The organism is Nitrospirillum pindoramense (genome assembly GCF_007827955.1).
In the GTDB taxonomy this organism is placed as follows: domain Bacteria; phylum Pseudomonadota; class Alphaproteobacteria; order Azospirillales; family Azospirillaceae; genus Nitrospirillum; species Nitrospirillum amazonense_B.
Genome location: NZ_VITR01000005.1, coordinates 258,016 through 275,021, shown reverse-complemented (window position 1 = coordinate 275,021; position 17,006 = coordinate 258,016). Strand labels below are relative to the sequence as shown.

Sequence of the window (17,006 nt, the reverse complement as noted above, 5' to 3'; positions counted from 1 at the left end):
ATGAACGACGCCGCCGCGCCGCAGGGGCGTGACGGCATCCGGCATGGCGGTGACCTGACCCAGGCCGCCCGCCTGTTCCCGGACGCGCCGGCGCCCTGGATCGACCTCAGCACCGGCATCAACCCCTGGCCCTATCCCCTGCCGACCTTGCCGCCATCGGCCTGGGCCGCCCTGCCCACCCGGGGCGCCATGGATGCCCTGCTGGCGGCGGCGGCCGGGGCATATGGCGCGCCAGGGCCGGACAGCCTGATCGCGGCGCCCGGTTCGGAACTGCTGATCCAGACCCTGCCGCGGCTGCGGCCCCGGGGGGAAGTCGCCATCGTCGGTCCTACCTATGGCGACCATACCCGCGCCTGGTCCGCCGGTGGCCACCGGGTGCGGCTGGTGCCCGCGCCGGAAGGGGCGCCGGACACCGCCGACGTCCTGGTGGTGTGCAACCCCAACAATCCCGATGGCCGGACATGGGGCCCGGCGGAGCTGCTCGACAGGGCGGCCGATCTCGCCGCGCGGGGCGGCTGGCTGGTGGTGGACGAGGCTTACGCCGATCTCGATCCCGGCCGTAGCCTGTGCGGCCATGCCGGCCGGCCGGGGCTCATCCTTCTGCGGTCCTTCGGTAAGTTCTTCGGCCTGGGCGGCTTGCGCCTGGGCTTCATGCTGGCGCCGGCGCCGCTGCTGGACGCCGTGCGGGCGGAACTCGGCGCCTGGGCGGTCAGCGGCCCGGCCTTGGCTGTGGGTGCCGTGGCGCTGGCGGACCTGGACTGGCAGGCGGAGACCCGGCGCCGGCTGGCCGCGGCGGCCGATGCCCTGGATGGCATGGTGCGCGGGGTGGGCTTGCCGGTGGTGGGCGGCACGGCCCTTTATCGGCTGCTGGACGCGGGCGACGCCCGGCATCTTTGGCGGCATCTGGCCCAGTCCGGCCTATGGACCCGGTCATTCCCGGAGCATCGGGGCCGTGAAGGCTGGCTGCGGCTGGGCCTGCCGCCGGACCGGGATGCGGTGGACCGTCTCGCCAGGGCGCTGGCGTCCTTTGCCAAGTGTCAGGGCGGCTGGCCTCCCAGCCAATAGTTGCTGGGCAGGGCCGCCGTTTCCGGCGACTGCAAGGGGTTGGGAATGACGATGCGTCGCCGCCCTTCCAAGTCCGCGTTGACCATCAACTGGCGGACAAAGGGGGCATTGTTGAAGTATTTCAGGAAGGAACCGTCCTGATAGGCTTGCAACAACCCCCGCTCCACAATCTGTGCCAGGGCTGTGTCTTCCTTGCGGGTGAAGAAATACATGTCGAAGGGATAGACCAGGACCAGGGATTTCTCCACCGCCAGGTCGGGGAAGGCCGCCTGGCGTGACGCCAGCTCCTCATAGATTTCGAAAGCGCTACGCGGCAGGTAATCCACGCGCCCATGCTGCAAAACCGAATACAGCAGGTCGTACCGCAACGCCTCCACCGGCAGGCCGGCGGCGCGCATGATGTCCACGTCCGGCCAGCCCATCCCCTGGACGGCGGTCAGCCGGCGCAAATCCTCCAGCGTGTGGACGGCGGAGAACCGGTCCTGGTCCGCCTTGCGGATGATGAACAGCCGATGGCCCAGCAGGCCCCGCGTCAACGGCATGCGGATGGGGTTCAGATCCCGCTCCATTTCCGCCGTGGTGCCCGTCCAGATCAGGTTGATTTCCGCGCCGGCGCGCAGCGCGGCGATGGCGCGGGAATGGCCCATTACCCGTTCGCTGGGGCGCAGTTCATAGCGCACGCCCACCTTGTCCAGGGCCAGCCGCAGCAGTCCCAGGGGATAGAGGCTGCGTGTGTCCTCCCCATCGTCGCTGTAGCGGGGGTAGACGATGACCAGGGGCGCTTCCGCACCGGCCGGCGCGTCAACGGCCTGGGCGCGCCCGGCAGTGAACAGGGCGGCCAGAACCAGGATGCAGATCATCCCGACCGCACGCAGCACCGGGGCGAGGCGGCTGGTTTCGCGCATGGACTCTCCCTCCGACGGCGTTGACCCGCACCGTCAGGATGGCCTCATGTTCAATCCGGTCGCCGCCTTTGGCAACGGGGCATGAAAAGTTCTTGCGGGTGGGTTTACTAGCGGCGCCGAATGACTATGGCCCCTGACGCACCGTGATATCGGCCCACTGGGCGTCGGCGGCCTTGATCAGGTCGGCCGGGGCCAGCGCCAGTTGCAGGCCCCGCCGGCCGCCGTTCACGATAATTTCAGCCAGCGCTTCCGCCGAGCGATCGAGGAAGGTGGGCAGCTTGCGGCGCTGGCCCAAGGGGCTGATGCCCCCCACGACGTAGCCGCTGCTGCGTTCCGCCACCGCCTGGGGCGCCAGGTCGGACTTCTTGGCCTTGGCGGCGGCGGCCAGAGCCTTCAGGTCCAGCCGGGCGGCCGCCGGAATGATGGCGCAGGCCAAGCCCGGGGCCGGGCCGCCCTCCAACTGGCAGACCAGCGTCTTGTAGACCAGGGCGGGGTCCAGGCCCAACGCTTCCGCCGCCGCCAGTCCGATGGCGGCGGCGTTGGGGTCGTAGTCATATTCCAACAGACGATAGGCGACACCCGCCGCCTCCACCGCGCGCACCGCCGGTGTTCCCTTGGTTGCCATGATACCTCGTGCCCCTTTCTCCAGGGGCAGCGTATCAGATGCCGGCGCCGTCGATGAAATTGTAAATGTCGAAGGATGCCAGTCCCTTGGCGATGTCGGTCACGGCCTTGTGCGCCTGGGGCAGGCGGCCGCCCAGGGTGATGAAGCCATGCACCATGTCGGGATAAACGGTGTGCAGCACCGGCACGCCGCTGCCGGCCAGGCGGGCGGCATACTCCCGCCCCTCATCCTGCAGCACGTCCAGGCCGGCGGTGAGGATGACGGCGGGGGGCAGCCCGGCCAGGCTGTCGGCCAGCAGGGGGGACAGGCGCCAGTCACGGCGGTCAGCGCCGGCGGTGTAATTGTCCACGTACCACAGGTACTGCTCCCGGCTCATGAGATAGCCGGTGGCGCGGCGGTGGTGCGACGGGCGGTCGGCGGTGAGGTCGGTGCAGGGGTAGATCAGGACCTGGGTCTTCAGGTGCGGCCCGCCCTCGTCCCGGGCCTTCAGGGCCAGCACAGCCGCCAGGTTGCCGCCCGCGCTGTCGCCGGCCACGCCGATGGCCAGCGGGTCTATGGCCAGCCGCTCGGCACTGGCAGCCAGCCAGGTCAGGGCGGCCCAGGCGTCATCCAGCGCCGCAGGATAAGGGTGTTCCGGCGCCAGGCGATAATCCACCGCCACCACGGTATGGCCGGAGGCGGCCGCCAATTGGCGGCACAGGATGTCGTGGCTTTCCAGGTTGCCGATGGTCCAGCCGCCGCCGTGCAGGAACAGCAGCGCCGGCACCGGCCGCCATCCGAAGCTGGCGCGGTACACCCGCACCCGCAGCGGGCCGCCCGGCCCGCCGATGATCTGGTCCATGACCGAGGCCAGGGCCGGCGGCTCCGGCGCCAGCGGACGGCGGCTTTCGACATAGCCGGTACGCAAGGCGTCCAAGGGCACGTCGCGAAAGCGGGGCGGTCCCATGTCGCGCAACAACTCGGCCAGCGCCGGCGGCACATCGTTCGGCACGAAAAAGGCGGCGTCATCCTCAGTCGGCGTCGGGGCGGAACTGGCGGCCATGGCACCCTCACAAAATCACGACATGGAGCAGTATGTTATCTCATAAACACCCAGTCAACATGTGATATTGATAATATCACATCTATAAAATGTTCTATTCATGGAGTGACACCGCCTTCGATCCAGGCGCCTGGATAACGCCTTAAGGCCCGCCATCGGCGCAATTCGCTGGCGGGTCACCGGTAAGGCCCTGTATTCCTGAACATCCCCCGGGCGGGGGAACCGGAACCACGGGGCGGGACGATGTGCGGCATTGCGGGGCTTTGGGTATTCGGCGGCGCGGCTGGCGACCGGCTGGCGCGCCAGGCCGGGGCGATGATCGACCGCCTGGCCCATCGCGGGCCCGACGACCGGGGGGTGTGGCAGGATGACGCCGCCGGTGTGGCGCTGGCCAACCGCCGCCTGGCCATCATCGACCTGTCCCCGCAGGGCCACCAGCCCATGACCTCCGCCGATGGGCGCGTCACCATCGCCTTCAACGGCGAAATCTATAACTACCAGGATTTGCGCCGGCAATTGCTGGGCGAGGGCGTGCTCTTCCGCGGCCATTCCGACACCGAGGTGCTGGTGGAGGCGATCGCCCGCTGGGGCGCCGACCGGGCACTGGCCGCCTGCAATGGCATGTTCGGCCTGGCCATCTGGCTGGCGGCGGAGCGCCGGCTGATGCTGGTGCGCGACCGCCTGGGGGAAAAGCCGCTATACTGGTCGCTGGCCAACGGCGTGTTGCTGTTCGCCTCCGAACTCAAGGCCATCCGCGCCGAACTGGGCTATCGCGCCGTGCCGGACGAGGCGGCGCTGGCTGGTTATTTCCGCCATGGCTTCATTCCCGCGCCGCGAACCGCCTTCACTGGCATCCGGCAACTGCCCCCCGGCACCTGCATGACCCTGTCGGCGGAGGGCGCGTCCGAGACGCGCGCCTATTGGTCCGTGGCGGAGGCTGGCCGTCAGGCCTTGGCCGAGCCGTTGGCGCTGCCGGATTCCGAAGCCCTGCGCCGGACGGGCGACCTTCTGGCCGACGCCGTGCGCCGGCGCATGGTCTCGGACGTGCCGCTGGGTGTCTTCCTGTCCGGTGGTATCGACAGCGCCCTGGTAGCGGCCCTGATGCAGGAACAGAGCGCCACGCCCATCCGCAGCTTCACCATCGGGTTCGAGGAGGCGGCTTTCGACGAGTCCGCCGCCGCCGAGGCCACGGCCCGGGCCCTGGGCACCGATCACACCACCCTGCGCGTGACCGCCGCCGACGCGGTGGACCTGGTGCCCCACCTGGCCGGCATGTATGACGAGCCGTTCGCCGACATCTCCGCCATTCCCACCGCCCTGCTGTGCCGCCTGGCGCGCCGGCAGGTGACGGTGGCGCTGTCGGGTGACGGTGGGGACGAGGCTTTTGGCGGCTATTCCCGGCATTTGTGGGCGGGGGCCGTCGCCCGCTGGCGCCAGCGGCCGCGCTGGCTGCGCCAGGGGCTGGCGCGCCTGGATGCGGCGTTGCCCGACGCCTGGATCGACGGCGCCGCCCATCTGCTGAGGCCGCACTTGCGCCAGCCGGCCGACAAGGTGGGCAAGTTCCTGGCCGCCGTGGCGGCGGTGGACGAGGAGGCGGCCTATATCGCCATGTTGGGCATGAAGGCCGAAATCCTGTTGCGCCCAGGCGTCGCATCTTCCAACCCAACCTTGGTCCTGCCTGACGGGGGCGACCCTGCCCTGCGCCTGCAATTGCGCGACCTGGCTCGCTACCTTCCCGATGGCGTGCTGGTCAAGGTGGACCGCGCCAGCATGGCCGCGGGATTGGAGGCGCGGGCCCCCCTGCTGGACCCGCGGGTGGTGGAGTGGGGCCTGCGCCTGCCGCTGAACCAGCGCCTGCGCGATGGGCGGGGCAAATGGATGCTGCGCCGCCTGCTGGCGGATCGTTTACCCCAGGGCGTCGTCGCCGCGCCCAAGACCGGCTTCGGCGCCCCGCTGGGCACCTGGCTGCGCGGCCCCTTGCGCGACTGGGCGGCCGGGCTGATCGAGGGCGCTGCCGGCGACGGCCTGATCCAGGGCCCGGTGGCCTCGGCCCTCTGGCGGCAGCATCTGTCCGGCCGGCATGATCACGCGGGGCGGCTATGGACCATCCTGTCCTATCTGTCGTGGAAGGCGACGGTGGCCCATGTCGACTGAACATCCCCCCCCATCCCCCGCACCTCTGGAAAGGAAAGAGTCCATGACCCATCCCGTGAAGATAACGGCCGTCCTCATCGCCCGACCGGGGAAGCTGGATGAGCTGAAGGCCCTGCTGGCCGGCATGGTGGCGCCCTCGCGGGGCGAGCCCGGCAACCTGCGCTGGGACATCTGGCAGGATCAGGCCGACCCCAACCGTTTCGTGCTGGACGAACTGTACGTGGACAACGCCGCCATCGCCGCGCACCGCGCCACGACCCACTTCCAGAATTACCTGTCCAAGATCAACGACGTGGCCGAGCGCACGGCCATGGTGCTGGACCCGGTCGAGGTCGCCTGACGGCCCGTCACACTGGCTGTTGGGCCGCGTGATAGGCGCGGAACCACTCCACGAACCGGCCCACGCCCTCCTCGACCGATGTGGCGGGGGCGTAGCCGATATCGCGCGCCAGGTCGTCGATGTCGGCCCAGGTGGCGGGCACGTCGCCCGGCTGGATGGGTAGCAGGCGGATGTCCGCCGTCATGCCCAGCTTCTCCTCCAGCAGGCGGACATAGCGCATCAGGTCCACCGGCCGGTCGCTGCCGACATTATAGAGGCGATAGGGCGCCACGCCGCTGCTGGCCGGGTCGGGCTTGGCGGCGTCCCAGGCGGTGTCGACCGTGGGCGTGCGGTCCAGCAGGGCCAGGATGGCGGACACCACATCGTCGATGTAGGTGAAGTCGCGCCGCATGCGCCCCTCGCCATACACCTCGATGGGCCGACCCTCCACGATGGCCTGGGCGAATTTATACAGCGCCATGTCGGGCCGGCCCCAGGGACCGTAGACCGTGAAAAGCCTGAGGCCGGTCACGGGGATGTGGAACAGGTGGCTGTAGGAATGGGCCATCAACTCATTGGCGCGCTTGGTGGCGGCATAGAGCGTCATGGGATGGTCGGCCCCGCCATGCGGGCTGAAGGGCATGGCGGTGCTGGCCCCGTAGGCTGAACTGGTGGATGCGTAGACCAGATGGCCCACGGCTCCGGCACGGCAGCCTTCCAGGATGTTGGCGAAGCCCACCAGATTGCTGTCCACATAGGCCGCCGGATGATCCAGGCTGTAGCGCACACCCGCCTGGGCCGCCAAGTGTACCACCCGGGCGAAGCGGTGGGTGTGGAACAGGGCCGCCACCGCGGCGCGGTCCGCCAGGTCGATGCGCGCCTCGGTAAAACCGGGAAAGGGCCGCAGGCGATCCAGCCGCGCCTCTTTCAGGGCCACGTCATAGTAGGGGGTCAGGTTGTCCAGCCCCACCACCGGCACGCCCAGCCGCAGCAGGGCCAATGCCACATGGTTGCCGATGAAACCGGCGCTGCCGGTAACCAGGACAGGGGACATCGTTGCGGATTTTCCTGAAAGAACTGGCCCTTGAAAGACTTGGGCCGTGATGACGCGTGAAGGCCTTTGCCTACCACGTCGGCCCGCGCGGCGCGACAGTCGCTTGATGTCGCATTTGTGACGTGGCCGGGATGGCATGCGCCTTGCGTTAATGGCATGTGTATGATTGTCGCAGGTGCCGCCATGGAAAACATCATCCACTATGATGCCGAGGAAATCCGCCGCAAACTGGAGCGCGCGGCCGATGAGCTGGACGCCGCGGGCGATCCCATTTTGGCTCGCAGATTGCGAGAAATTGTCGATTTGGATCGCGCCGGCGACGGTGTGCCCTCCATGCGCCTGGCCGGCGACCGCCCGCGGGGCTGGACGCCGGTGGTGGTGATGGGGGGGGCCGCCGGTCGCGACTGAGCGTGCCGTCACCGTCTCAACTGGCCAGGGGGGTGCGTTCCAGCACGGCCCGGCGGATGGCCAGCGCGACCTCGTGCAGGGCCTGGTCCTGGTCCGGCCACAGCGTGACGGGCCGCCCGTCGCGCGGCACCGCCAGCAGGTGACGCAAGGGCGTGGACAGCCAGTCGCAGGCCCGCAGGATGACGGGGATCACGCGCGCCCGTCCCGCCCGGTGGCGGTCGACCGCGTGCTGCATCTCCCCGTCATGGCAGGCGGGGGATGCCAGGAAGTCCGGACTGACCAGCAGCAGCACCACGTCGGCCTCGGCCAGCGCGGCGCCGATGCCGTCCTCCAGCGCGTCGCCGGCCAGCAGGCGCCGGTCATGCCAGACCGCCACGCCCTGGCGCTTCAGCGGCGCCAGATGCACCTCCAGCCGGTCGCGCAATGCCTCGTCGACATGGGAATAGGATATGAACACGCGCACCACGGCAGCCCTCCGCCGATACCACACTTAAGGATTTTCCGAGTGCTGGCGCGTGCGGGTGGCTCCCGCGACGGGGCCGCCGGCCAGCACGGCGCGCCGGTCCCCCATGGCCGATATTGTTCCTCTTTTGTTCTCGTGTCAACGCGATGGCCCCGGCGCGAAAGGGGTTGGCCGTTTGGCCAGGAGGTGGGGCGGCGCCAAAAGAAAACGGCCGGGGAAAGCCCCGGCCGTTTCCTCACGCCGTACCGCTGACGCCCTGTCAGGCGACCTCGGCGATCTCCTGCAGGCGCCGTGAGCTGGCGGCCGCCTTGTGGTCCTTGGCCAGCAGGGTGTAGACCGCCGGCAGGACGAACAGGGTGAACAGCGTGCCGATGGACATGCCGGTCACCACCACCAGGCCGATGGAGAAGCGGCTGGCCGCTCCGGCGCCGGACGCGATCAGCAGGGGCAGCAGGCCCACCACCATGGCGGCGGTGGTCATCAGGATGGGACGCAGGCGCACGCGGGCGGCGTGCAGGATGGCCTCCCGCCGGGCCAGTCCTTCCTTCACCTGCATCTCGTTGGCGAATTCCACCAGCAGGATGCCGTGCTTGGAGATCAGGCCGATCAGCGTCACCAGACCCACCTGGGTATAGATGTTGATCGAGGTGATGCCGATGAACAGCGGGATCAGGGCGCCGCAGATGGACATGGGCACGCTGACCAGGATGACCAGCGGGTCGCGCAGGCTTTCGAACTGCGCGGCCAGCACGAGGAAGATGACGATCAGCGCGAAGCCGAAGGTCATGGCCAGCTGGTTGCCTTCCTCCACGAACTGGCGGGTTTGGCTGAGGTAGCTGTGGCTGAAGCCCGCCGGCAGCTGCTTCACCTGGTCTTCCAGGAAGGCGACCGCCTCGCCCATGGACACGCCCGGCATGGGCACGGCCTGGAAGGTGGCGGAGTTCATCTGGTTGTAGTGGGTCAGGGCGTTGGGGTCCGTGCCCTCTTCCAGGCGCAGGAAGGTGGACAGCGGCACCTGGTCGCCGGTGACGGAGGTGACGTAGAAGCGCGTCAGCTTGTCCGGCGTCAGGCGGTCGATGCGCGGCACCTGGGGGATGACTTCGTACGACCGGCCCTGCAGGTTGAAGCGGTTGACGTAGTTCTCACCCACCATCAGGGCCAGGGTGTCGCCGATGCTGGCCATGGTGACGCCCATCTCGTTGGCCTTGGCCCGGTCGATGTGGATGCGCACCACCGGCGTGTTGTAGTCAAGGTCGCTGTCCACCACCAGGAACTTGTGGCTGGCGACGGCGGCGGCCTTGATCTTCTCCATCGCCTCATAGATGGCGGGGAAGCCCTGGGTGCCGTTCAGCACCATCTGCACCGGCAGGCCGCCGGTGGTGCCGGGCAGGGGCGGCAGGTTGAACACCAGGGCCTTTTCGCCCGGCACCTGGTTGAAGGCCGCTTGCAGCGCCGCCAGCGATTCCTGGATGGGCCGGTCACGCTCCCCCCACGGTTTCAGCAGCACGCCGGCGATGCCCTGGCTGGTGCCGGAGGTGCCGCTGATCAGGAAGCGTTCCCGCCCCTCGGGCAGGGTGCCGCCGGCGGCGTCCAGCTGCTGGGCGTAGTGCTGGGTATAGTCGATGTTGGCGTATTGCGGGCCCTTGAACATGCTGAACAGGATGCCCTGGTCCTCTTCCGGGGCCAGTTCCGACCGGCCGTGCAGGTAGAGGTAGGGGATGCTGGCCAGCACGACCACGGCGAACAGCAGGATGACGGGGCGATAGTCCAGCGCCCGGGTCAGGCGGCGTTCGTAGAAGTTGGCCAGCCCGTTGAAGGCGCGGTCGACGAAGCGTGAGAAGGCGGTGTGGTCGCCGCCCTTGGGCAGCAGCACCGACGCCATCATGGGCGACAGGGTCAGCGCCACCACGCCGGAAATGATCACGGCCCCCGCCAGGGTGAAGGCGAATTCGCGGAACAGGGCGCCGGTGACGCCGCCCAGCAGGCCGATGGGGGCATAGACCGCCGCCAGGGTGATGGTCATGGCGATGACGGGACCCGCGATCTCGCGGGCGCCGACCAGGGCCGCCTGCACCGGTGTCTTGCCCTCCTCGAGGTGGCGGTAAACGTTCTCCACCACCACGATGGCGTCGTCCACCACCAGGCCGATGGCCAGCACCATGGCCAGCAGGGTCAGCAGGTTCAGGCTGAACCCCGCCGCCAGCATCAGGCTGAAGGCGCCGATCAGCGACAGCGGGATGGTGACCACGGGGATCAGCACCGACCGCAACGAGCCTAAGAACAGGAAGATGATGACGATGACGATGCCGATGGCCTCGATCAGCGTGTGTTCCACCTCGCTGATCGAGGCGTTGATGAAGTTGGTGGCGTCATAGGCCACTTTCATCTCGATGGCGGGCGGCAGGTTGCGCTGAATCTCCGGCAGGATCTTCTCGCGCACGTTCTGCACCATCTGCAGCGGGTTGCCCGTCGGCGTCACCTGCACGCCGATGAATACGGCGTTCAGGCCGCTGAACATGACGGCGCTGTTGGTGTTCTGCGCGCCCAGCGAGATGGAGGCCACGTCCTCCAGCCGCACCACGGCCCCGCCCGAGGCCTTCACCACCATGCGGCGGAAATCCTCCACGCTGGTCAGGTCGGTGTCGGCGGTGACGTTGGACACGGTGAACAGGCCCTTCACCTGGCCCGGCGCCGACTGCACGTTGTTGTTGCGCAGGGCGTTGGCCACGTCGTCGGCGGAAACGCCGCGCGCCGCCATGCGGTTGGGGTCCAGCCACAGGCGCATGGCGAAGGTCTGGCCGCCCAGGATGTCGGCCGACGCGACGCCATCGACCGTGGCGATCAGTGGCTGCACCACGCGGGTGAGGTAGTCGGAGATGGCGGAGCCCTGCAGTTCCTTGGACGCGAAGCTCAGGTACATCACCGCCGTGGTGTCGCCCGTGGACTTGGTGATGACCGGGTCGTTCGCCTCTTTCGGGATCAGGTACTTGACCTGCTGCACCTTGGCGATGACGTCGGTCATGGCCTGGCTGGGGTCGTAGTTCAGCTTGACGTAGACCGTGACCGTGCTCTGTCCCTGCACGGAACTGCTGGTCATGTAGTCGATGCCGTCGGCGCTGGCCACCGCCTGCTCGATGGGGGTGGTGATGAACCCCTGCATCAGGTCGGCCGTGGCGCCTGGATAGACGGTGGTGATGGCGATGGTGGTGGACGACAGCTTGGGATACTGCCGGATGGGCAGGGTCGACATCGACCGCAGACCCACCAGCAGGATCAGCAGGCTGACCACCAGGGCCAGCACCGGCCGTTTGATGAAAAGATCGGTGAATTTCATGGTCGGGGTGTCCCCTGGAACCGGCCGCGCGTCAGTTGGGGCGCGGCCGGTCCCGATTTACAGGTCAACGGCGGTGTGTCAGGGGCGGGGTATCAGGGGCGCGGCGTCTCGGCCGGGGCCGGCGGGGCCCCCTGGTCCGACAGGGTCACCGGGGCGCCGTTCTGCAGCTTGTTCTGGCCCACGGCCACGACGCGGTCGCCCGGCTTGACACCGCTCAGCACCACGACCTTGCCGTCGGCGCGGTCGCCGGTCTTCACGAAGACGCGGTCGACGTGCAGGGCTGGCTTGCCATCCTCGCCGTTCACCGGCTTGCCGTCCTTGTCCACCGTGGGGCGGACCACATAGACGCTGTTGCCGTACAGTGAATAGTCCACCGCCGTTTCCGGCAGGGTGACCTGGTTGGGCGTGACCGGCAACACGACGGTGACGTTGCCGAACATGCCGGGCTGCAGGGCGTGGTCCTTGTTGGGGATGGTGGCCTGCAGCTTCACGGTGCGCGTGTCGCTGCTGATCTGCGGGTCGATGGCGGTGAGGGTGCCCTGGAACACGCGGCCGGGGTAGGCGTCCACGGTGACGCGCACCGTCTGGCCCACCGCCACGCGGCCGCGCTCGCCCTCCGCCAGGGTGAAGTTGGCGTACAGCTCATCCAGGTCGGTCAAGGTGACGACGGCGTCGCCGGCCTTGACGTACTGGCCCACGTCCACTTGACGCACGCCCAGCACGCCGTCGAACGGCGCCCGCACCAGCAACTGGGCGATCAGGGCGTTGGTCTTGGCGATGTTGGCGTTGGCCTGGTCCAGCACGGCCACCTGCTGGTCCACCGTCTGCTGCGAGGTCGCCTGCTTGGCCACCAGGGCACGATAGCGGGCGAGGTCCAGCTCCGCCACCTTGGCCTGGGCCTTGTAGTTGGCCAGGTCGCCCTGCTGCGGCTTGTCGTTCAGCTGCAGCAGGGGCGTGCCGGCGGCCACCGTGGCGCCCGACTGGAACAGGATCTTGGTCACCGACCCACCCACCTCGGGCGTCACGGTGACCTGGTGGACGGCTTGCAGCGTGCCAACGGCGGGCAGCAACTGCGGCACATCCTCCGCCTTGGCCAAGGCGGTGGCGACCGGCGGCGGCGGCGGCGTCATCTTTTTCAGGATTTGGCCGATCATCGCGGGCTTGACGCTGCGGTCAAAGTACACGAACAGGCCGCCGATGATGGCCAGGACAATCACCGTCAGGATCATGAACAGGGCGATGCGCGGCGGCCGCTGCTGCCCGCCCTGGCCCCGGTATTCCGGGCGGGACAGGCCGGTCAGCGGCGCGTCCGGTTTCGGCACGGTGGTCACGGTCGATTGGGATTCCATGGTCTCGGTCTCGCTCGGCGCAAATATTCCCGTCGCCGGCGGGCATGCTGCCGCCGGCTGGGCGTTGGTGTCGGTGTCGAAGCCGCACGCGTCAACACGTCGCCGCGGGTGGCCCGGGCGATGGTCGGCCGCCGGATGCGAAGGACCATTCCTTTAAGGTCCTTCCAGACCACCAAACCCCGTAAACCCAGGGGCGGGCGGCGACAGCCGGCAGCGGTGCGCTTTCGTAAACGATGGCCTGTCCCCGGCGATCCGATGCCCCCGCACCCGATCCTTCCGATCCCATGGGCCCTCATTATTGCGCGGACTATGGGCAGCGCTGTGGATACTGCCAGTGAGCGGTGTCACAACCGGCCGGGTGCTTTTTATGGAATCCGGAAAAAATGCAAGGATTGCTCCGGCTGGCCGAATGATCCGGCCTGCCGTGGGCTTTTGTCCCGCCGCGATCCAATTATCCAGCCCGCGCTGAACAACCGTCAGCCCGCGCTCCGCAGGCTTTCGTCGGATTCCTCGTTCCAGTGGCTGAGCGCCAGCAGGCAATGGGACGGCAGGATGGCCAGCAGGTCGATACGCCGACGCAGGTCTTGGAAAACCGCGTCCACCACCGCCTCGGGATCGGCGGCGACGCCGGGGTCCAGGCTGGGATCGGGATCCGGCAGGGCCCAATGGGCGGTCACCGGCTGGCCCGGCCAAGCGCCGGCCATGCCGGTGGCCGCCAGTTCGCTGACGGTGATGACGATGTCCACCGGCGGCGCCTCGGGCGCCATATATATGTCCAGCGGCTTGGGGCTTAGGTCGTCGGTGGCCACGCCCTCCGCCCGCAGGCGGTCCAGGACGAAGGGGTTCATACGGTCGACGGGGGTCAGGCCGGCGCTGTGGGCGTCGAAACGGTGGCCGGCATGATGGCGCAGCAGCGCCTCCGCCATCAGGCTGCGGCCGGCGTTCACCCGGCCTACGAACAGGACGCTCAGGCGGCGTTCCGTGCCGGCGCGGCTTGGCTCGGGCGCGGGTTCATCCCGCATCGGGCTGTCAGGCGGCATCATCGGATCCAGGGGTTGCGGCTTGGCCGGGCGGGAATCAGCCCGCCGCGGCCCAGCCTTCCTCACTATTATGCATCGCGGCCAGCGTCTCGGCCGTCAGCCGGGCCAGGCGCTGTTCCGGCAGGGAACAGAAGATGCGCACCCGCCGCTCGATCATGCCGAACAGCAGGTTGAACAGGGCGCGCTGTTCAACCTCCGACCCCTTGAAGCCCTGCGGGTCCGGGAACCCCCAGTGGGCGATCATCGGATGGCCCGGCCAGGCGGGTGCCGTGGCGCCGGCGCTGGCGTCACAGGTGTGGAAGATGAAGTCCATGGGCGCCACATCCGGGCCGGCGAACTGGTTCCAGGACTTGGGGTGCAGGCCGTCGGTGGAAATGCGGGCCTTGGTCAACAGGTCCAGGGCGATGGGATTGCATTCCGGCAGCGGGTCCGAGCCGGCGCTGAACACCACGAACCGATCACCGCCCCAATGACGCATGAGCGCCTCGGCCATGATGCTGCGGGCGGAGTTGAACTGGCACAAAAACAGAACCCGATAGACTGTCGCCATGTCGCTTCATTCCCCCTCTGGCCAACGGCTTTCCCGCGCCGGGGGCCCCCATCGCCCCAGGGTCAGGAACCGCGGCCCTGTGCCGCCCGCCCCCTGGGGCGGCACATTTAACCGGATGCTAACCCCAGCGTATGCCAGTCTTGTGACGCTGGTGTTGCAGCCCGACGAAAAGGGACGAGATCGCCTCAATCAAGCGCGGTAACAGACCCGCAGTCCCCCCCACAGGCGGCCGCGCACCCAGATGGGGGCGGAGGCGTCCTTCATCAGGGCATAGACACCGCCACCCATGTCGCGGCGATAGGTCTGCAGCAGGAAGGGGGCCGTGTTGCTGCTGGCCGCCGCGGCGCTCTTGTCGGGGTAGATACGGCGGTTGCGCCCATAGGTGGCGTTCCATACCGGATCGGGGCCATGGGGCTTGCTGAATTCCGGATTGTGGCAGGGGATCAGGCGGTTATGGTCCGTGGGCGCGCAGAAGATCATGCGTGGGTCCATGGACATGACGGGATCGTGCAGCGGCGTCACCGCCTTGTCCAGGAAGGGGATGTAACGGGTCATGTACTGCTGCGGGTTGGTCCCCGCGATGGGCTTCAGGTCTTTGTCGAACAGGTCGTCCAGGGTCAGTTCGCCGTTTGCCAGGGCCTGCTCCATGCGCTCGGAAATCTTCGTCGCGACCTCGCGTGCCTTGTCGATGAAGGGCGTATCCTCGGTCGCGTAGCCGGAGGTGGCGGTCAGCATCATGATGGCTTCCGCCCGGCTCAGGGTGCGGTCCAGGTGGGTGGTTCCCTCCTTCAGCGCCTTGCTGGACAGTTCCGCGTCGCGGTGCAGGGCGTCCACTGTCTCCTGGAAGCCGCCGGCGCGCTCGGCGATGTCGCCGGTGGCACCGGCGATGGCGGTGGCGTTCTCCTCCACCTGGGCGACGGCGGCGCCCACCGTTTCCACCGCGCGGCCGATGGTGGCGGTACTGCGGCCCACACGCTCCGCCTGTTCCGAGCCTGTCGCCATGCGGGCGGTCAGGCGCCGCACCTGGTCGGTCAGGGCCTTCAGGGTGGCGTCGATCTCCGCCGTGGCGTCCGCCGTCTGGCGGGCCAGCGCCTTCACCTCGGTGGCGACGACGGAGAAGCCGCGACCGGCCTCGCCCGCGCGGGCGGCCTCGATGGTGGCGTTCAGGGCCAGCAGGTTGGTCTGCGCGGCGATGCGGTTGATGTCGCTGGAGACGCGGGCCACCCGGCTCATGGCCTTTTCCAGGCCGCTCAACTCATCGGCGCTGGCGTTCACCGCCGTGACCAGGTCGCCGATGGCGGCCAGCGATTGGCGGATTTCCTCCGTCGAGGCGTCGACATCCCGCCGTGCGCCGGCGGCGACCCCCTGCGTCGCCTGCGCCATGCCGGCGATGCTACGGTTGCTGCTGACGATGTCGCGTGATGCCGCCTGAATGCCCGCCAACTCGTTGGTTTGGCTATCAATCGCCTTTTCCACCTGATGGATGCTGCCGACAACGTCGGCGATGTCCACACTCAACCGGCCGACTTCCGTCGCGATATCGGCGATCAGCGGGCCCGCGTCCACGCGCGCCTGGGTGAAGTGAAGGGTATCCACGGCCATGTCCTCTCCCCACGGATCAAGGCGGTCATTCTGCGCACCAGTCCGTAAACAAAAAGCAAACAGCCCCCAAACGAAGGAGGTGGCCCGAAAGGATAGGCAATTTAACGGAAATTACTCTCATCCTTTGGTTGATCACACAATGTGGTGGGGAAAGAGATATTTTTCCAGAATCGCCTTGTAATACCGCGCCATTCGACCAGATATGCAGTCGCAGCGATCCAGGGCAGTGTATTTTCGCATTTGCGGAAGGGCGGAGAACCGCCATTCTCCCCGGCTTGAAGCGATGTTTCCGTTGAGTCAGGAAGAGGGTATAGCGAGGATGAGCGCGTTTCTGTCCGGCAAGGTCACGCATGTCCATCATTGGACGGACAACCTGTTCAGCTTCCGGCTGACCCGCGACCCGTCCTTCCGCTTTCGCAACGGCGAATTCACCATGGTGGGCCTGCAGGTGGACGGCCGTCCGCTGATGCGCGCCTATTCCATGGCCAGCACCAACTATGAAGAGCATCTGGAATTCTTCAGCATCAAGGTGCCGAACGGTCCGCTGACCTCCCGCCTGCAACACATCCAGGAGGGGGATGAGGTGCTGTACGGCCGCAAGGCCACCGGCACCCTGCTGCTGGACAATCTGCTGCCCGGCCGCACCCTGTACATGCTGGGCTCCGGCACGGGCCTCGCCCCGTTCATGAGCCTGATGAAGGACCCAGACGTCTACGAGCGCTTCGAGAAGGTGGTGGTCACCCACACCGTGCGCCGCGTGGCCGAGCTGGCCTATTACGACGACATCACCAAGCACCTGCCGAATGACGAGTTCATTGGCGAGATGCTGCGCGACAAGCTGGTCTACTACCCCACGGTGACGCGGGAACCCTTCCGCACCGAAGGCCGCCTGACCGACCTGATCAAAAACGGCAAGTTCTTCGCCGACATCGGCGAGAAGCCGTTCGATCCGGCCCAGGACCGCGTCATGATCTGCGGTGGCCCCGGCGTGCTGAAGGACCTGCAGGACCTGTGCGAGGAAGCCGGCATGCGCGAAGGCAGCTCCAACGAGCCTGGCCACTACGTCATCGAAAAGGCCTTCGTGGAGCGCTGATCC

The 17,006-nt window shown here is 67.9% G+C and carries 15 protein-coding genes; 5 read left to right on the top strand and 10 right to left on the bottom strand.

Going from position 1 to position 17,006, the window contains the following annotated elements; translation table 11 throughout:
• Positions 1–1,065 carry a threonine-phosphate decarboxylase CobD gene (gene cobD / locus FBZ90_RS10320; RefSeq protein WP_145731717.1) on the top strand — a complete coding sequence of 355 codons (1,065 nt, stop codon included), beginning with the start codon at positions 1–3 and terminating at the stop codon, positions 1,063–1,065.
• On the opposite strand, the gene FBZ90_RS10315 is transcribed toward cobD, so the two are convergent.
• The 3 genes from FBZ90_RS10315 to FBZ90_RS10305 form a co-directional block, all read right to left on the bottom strand.
• Positions 1,038–1,970 (bottom strand): substrate-binding periplasmic protein, encoded by a 933-nt coding sequence (locus FBZ90_RS10315; protein ID WP_145731715.1) that lies wholly within the window; start codon positions 1,968–1,970, stop codon positions 1,038–1,040. The two genes, cobD and FBZ90_RS10315, sit on opposite strands and share 28 nt — an antisense overlap.
• Positions 1,971–2,094: 124 nt before the next feature.
• On the bottom strand, positions 2,095–2,595 hold the full coding sequence (gene ybaK / locus FBZ90_RS10310; RefSeq protein WP_145731713.1) for a Cys-tRNA(Pro) deacylase: 501 nt from the start codon (positions 2,593–2,595) through the stop codon (positions 2,095–2,097).
• Positions 2,596–2,629: 34 nt separating this feature from the next.
• Positions 2,630–3,637, bottom strand: a complete 1,008-nt coding sequence (locus FBZ90_RS10305) for an alpha/beta hydrolase (protein WP_145731711.1) — start codon at positions 3,635–3,637, stop codon at positions 2,630–2,632.
• A 243-nt stretch (positions 3,638–3,880) separates the two neighbouring features.
• Here FBZ90_RS10305 and asnB point away from each other — a divergent pair, with 243 nt between their 5' ends.
• Positions 3,881–5,791 carry an asparagine synthase (glutamine-hydrolyzing) gene (gene asnB, locus FBZ90_RS10300; RefSeq protein ID WP_145731709.1) on the top strand — a complete coding sequence of 637 codons (1,911 nt, stop codon included), beginning with the start codon at positions 3,881–3,883 and terminating at the stop codon, positions 5,789–5,791.
• A gap of 43 nt (positions 5,792–5,834) precedes the next feature.
• The gene (locus FBZ90_RS10295; protein ID WP_145731707.1) at positions 5,835–6,131 is read left to right on the top strand and encodes a putative quinol monooxygenase; all 297 of its coding nucleotides are present in this window, start codon (positions 5,835–5,837) and stop codon (positions 6,129–6,131) included.
• A gap of 7 nt (positions 6,132–6,138) precedes the next feature.
• On the opposite strand, the gene FBZ90_RS10290 is transcribed toward FBZ90_RS10295, so the two are convergent.
• Positions 6,139–7,164, bottom strand: coding sequence for an NAD-dependent epimerase (locus FBZ90_RS10290; RefSeq protein WP_145731705.1), 1,026 nt, complete (start codon positions 7,162–7,164; stop codon positions 6,139–6,141).
• 183 nt (positions 7,165–7,347) lie between these two features.
• On the opposite strand from FBZ90_RS10290, the gene FBZ90_RS10285 reads away from it, so the two are divergent.
• Complete coding sequence (locus tag FBZ90_RS10285) at positions 7,348–7,572, top strand: hypothetical protein (RefSeq protein ID WP_145731703.1); 225 nt, start codon at positions 7,348–7,350, stop codon at positions 7,570–7,572.
• 16 nt (positions 7,573–7,588) lie between these two features.
• On the opposite strand, the gene FBZ90_RS10280 is transcribed toward FBZ90_RS10285, so the two are convergent.
• The 6 genes from FBZ90_RS10280 to FBZ90_RS10255 all read right to left on the bottom strand — a co-directional run bounded on the left by FBZ90_RS10280 (position 7,589) and on the right by FBZ90_RS10255 (position 15,910).
• Complete coding sequence (locus tag FBZ90_RS10280; RefSeq protein ID WP_186455715.1) at positions 7,589–8,038, bottom strand: toll/interleukin-1 receptor domain-containing protein; 450 nt, start codon at positions 8,036–8,038, stop codon at positions 7,589–7,591.
• Positions 8,039–8,294: 256 nt separating this feature from the next.
• Positions 8,295–11,369, bottom strand: a complete 3,075-nt coding sequence (locus tag FBZ90_RS10275; protein ID WP_145731699.1) for a multidrug efflux RND transporter permease subunit — start codon at positions 11,367–11,369, stop codon at positions 8,295–8,297.
• A 92-nt stretch (positions 11,370–11,461) separates the two neighbouring features.
• Positions 11,462–12,718: an efflux RND transporter periplasmic adaptor subunit gene (locus tag FBZ90_RS10270; RefSeq protein ID WP_145731697.1), complete on the bottom strand. Its 1,257-nt coding sequence runs from the start codon at positions 12,716–12,718 to the stop codon at positions 11,462–11,464.
• A gap of 476 nt (positions 12,719–13,194) precedes the next feature.
• A complete protein-coding gene (locus FBZ90_RS10265) occupies positions 13,195–13,740 on the bottom strand; it encodes an arsenate-mycothiol transferase ArsC (protein ID WP_186455714.1) in 546 nt (181 codons plus the stop codon).
• 55 nt (positions 13,741–13,795) lie between these two features.
• Positions 13,796–14,308, bottom strand: a complete 513-nt coding sequence (locus tag FBZ90_RS10260) for an arsenate reductase ArsC (protein WP_145731693.1) — start codon at positions 14,306–14,308, stop codon at positions 13,796–13,798.
• 189 nt (positions 14,309–14,497) lie between these two features.
• On the bottom strand, positions 14,498–15,910 hold the full coding sequence (locus FBZ90_RS10255; RefSeq protein WP_145731691.1) for a methyl-accepting chemotaxis protein: 1,413 nt from the start codon (positions 15,908–15,910) through the stop codon (positions 14,498–14,500).
• A gap of 319 nt (positions 15,911–16,229) precedes the next feature.
• Here FBZ90_RS10255 and FBZ90_RS10250 point away from each other — a divergent pair, with 319 nt between their 5' ends.
• Complete coding sequence (locus tag FBZ90_RS10250) at positions 16,230–17,003, top strand: ferredoxin--NADP reductase (protein WP_145731689.1); 774 nt, start codon at positions 16,230–16,232, stop codon at positions 17,001–17,003.
• Positions 17,004–17,006 lie beyond the last annotated feature (3 nt).

Bases quoted from the DNA above. Each gene is read 5' to 3' on its own strand.
- cobD (WP_145731717.1), top strand. From the start codon at position 1: ATGAACGACGCCGCCGCGCCGCAGGGGCGTGACGGCATCCGGCATGGC.
- FBZ90_RS10315 (WP_145731715.1), bottom strand. From the start codon at position 1,970: ATGCGCGAAACCAGCCGCCTCGCCCCGGTGCTGCGTGCGGTCGGGATG.
- ybaK (WP_145731713.1), bottom strand. From the start codon at position 2,595: ATGGCAACCAAGGGAACACCGGCGGTGCGCGCGGTGGAGGCGGCGGGT.
- FBZ90_RS10305 (WP_145731711.1), bottom strand. From the start codon at position 3,637: ATGGCCGCCAGTTCCGCCCCGACGCCGACTGAGGATGACGCCGCCTTT.
- asnB (WP_145731709.1), top strand. From the start codon at position 3,881: ATGTGCGGCATTGCGGGGCTTTGGGTATTCGGCGGCGCGGCTGGCGAC.
- FBZ90_RS10295 (WP_145731707.1), top strand. From the start codon at position 5,835: ATGACCCATCCCGTGAAGATAACGGCCGTCCTCATCGCCCGACCGGGG.
- FBZ90_RS10290 (WP_145731705.1), bottom strand. From the start codon at position 7,164: ATGTCCCCTGTCCTGGTTACCGGCAGCGCCGGTTTCATCGGCAACCAT.
- FBZ90_RS10285 (WP_145731703.1), top strand. From the start codon at position 7,348: ATGGAAAACATCATCCACTATGATGCCGAGGAAATCCGCCGCAAACTG.
- FBZ90_RS10275 (WP_145731699.1), bottom strand. From the start codon at position 11,369: ATGAAATTCACCGATCTTTTCATCAAACGGCCGGTGCTGGCCCTGGTG.
- FBZ90_RS10270 (WP_145731697.1), bottom strand. From the start codon at position 12,718: ATGGAATCCCAATCGACCGTGACCACCGTGCCGAAACCGGACGCGCCG.
- FBZ90_RS10265 (WP_186455714.1), bottom strand. From the start codon at position 13,740: ATGCGGGATGAACCCGCGCCCGAGCCAAGCCGCGCCGGCACGGAACGC.
- FBZ90_RS10260 (WP_145731693.1), bottom strand. From the start codon at position 14,308: ATGGCGACAGTCTATCGGGTTCTGTTTTTGTGCCAGTTCAACTCCGCC.
- FBZ90_RS10255 (WP_145731691.1), bottom strand. From the start codon at position 15,910: ATGGCCGTGGATACCCTTCACTTCACCCAGGCGCGCGTGGACGCGGGC.
- FBZ90_RS10250 (WP_145731689.1), top strand. From the start codon at position 16,230: ATGAGCGCGTTTCTGTCCGGCAAGGTCACGCATGTCCATCATTGGACG.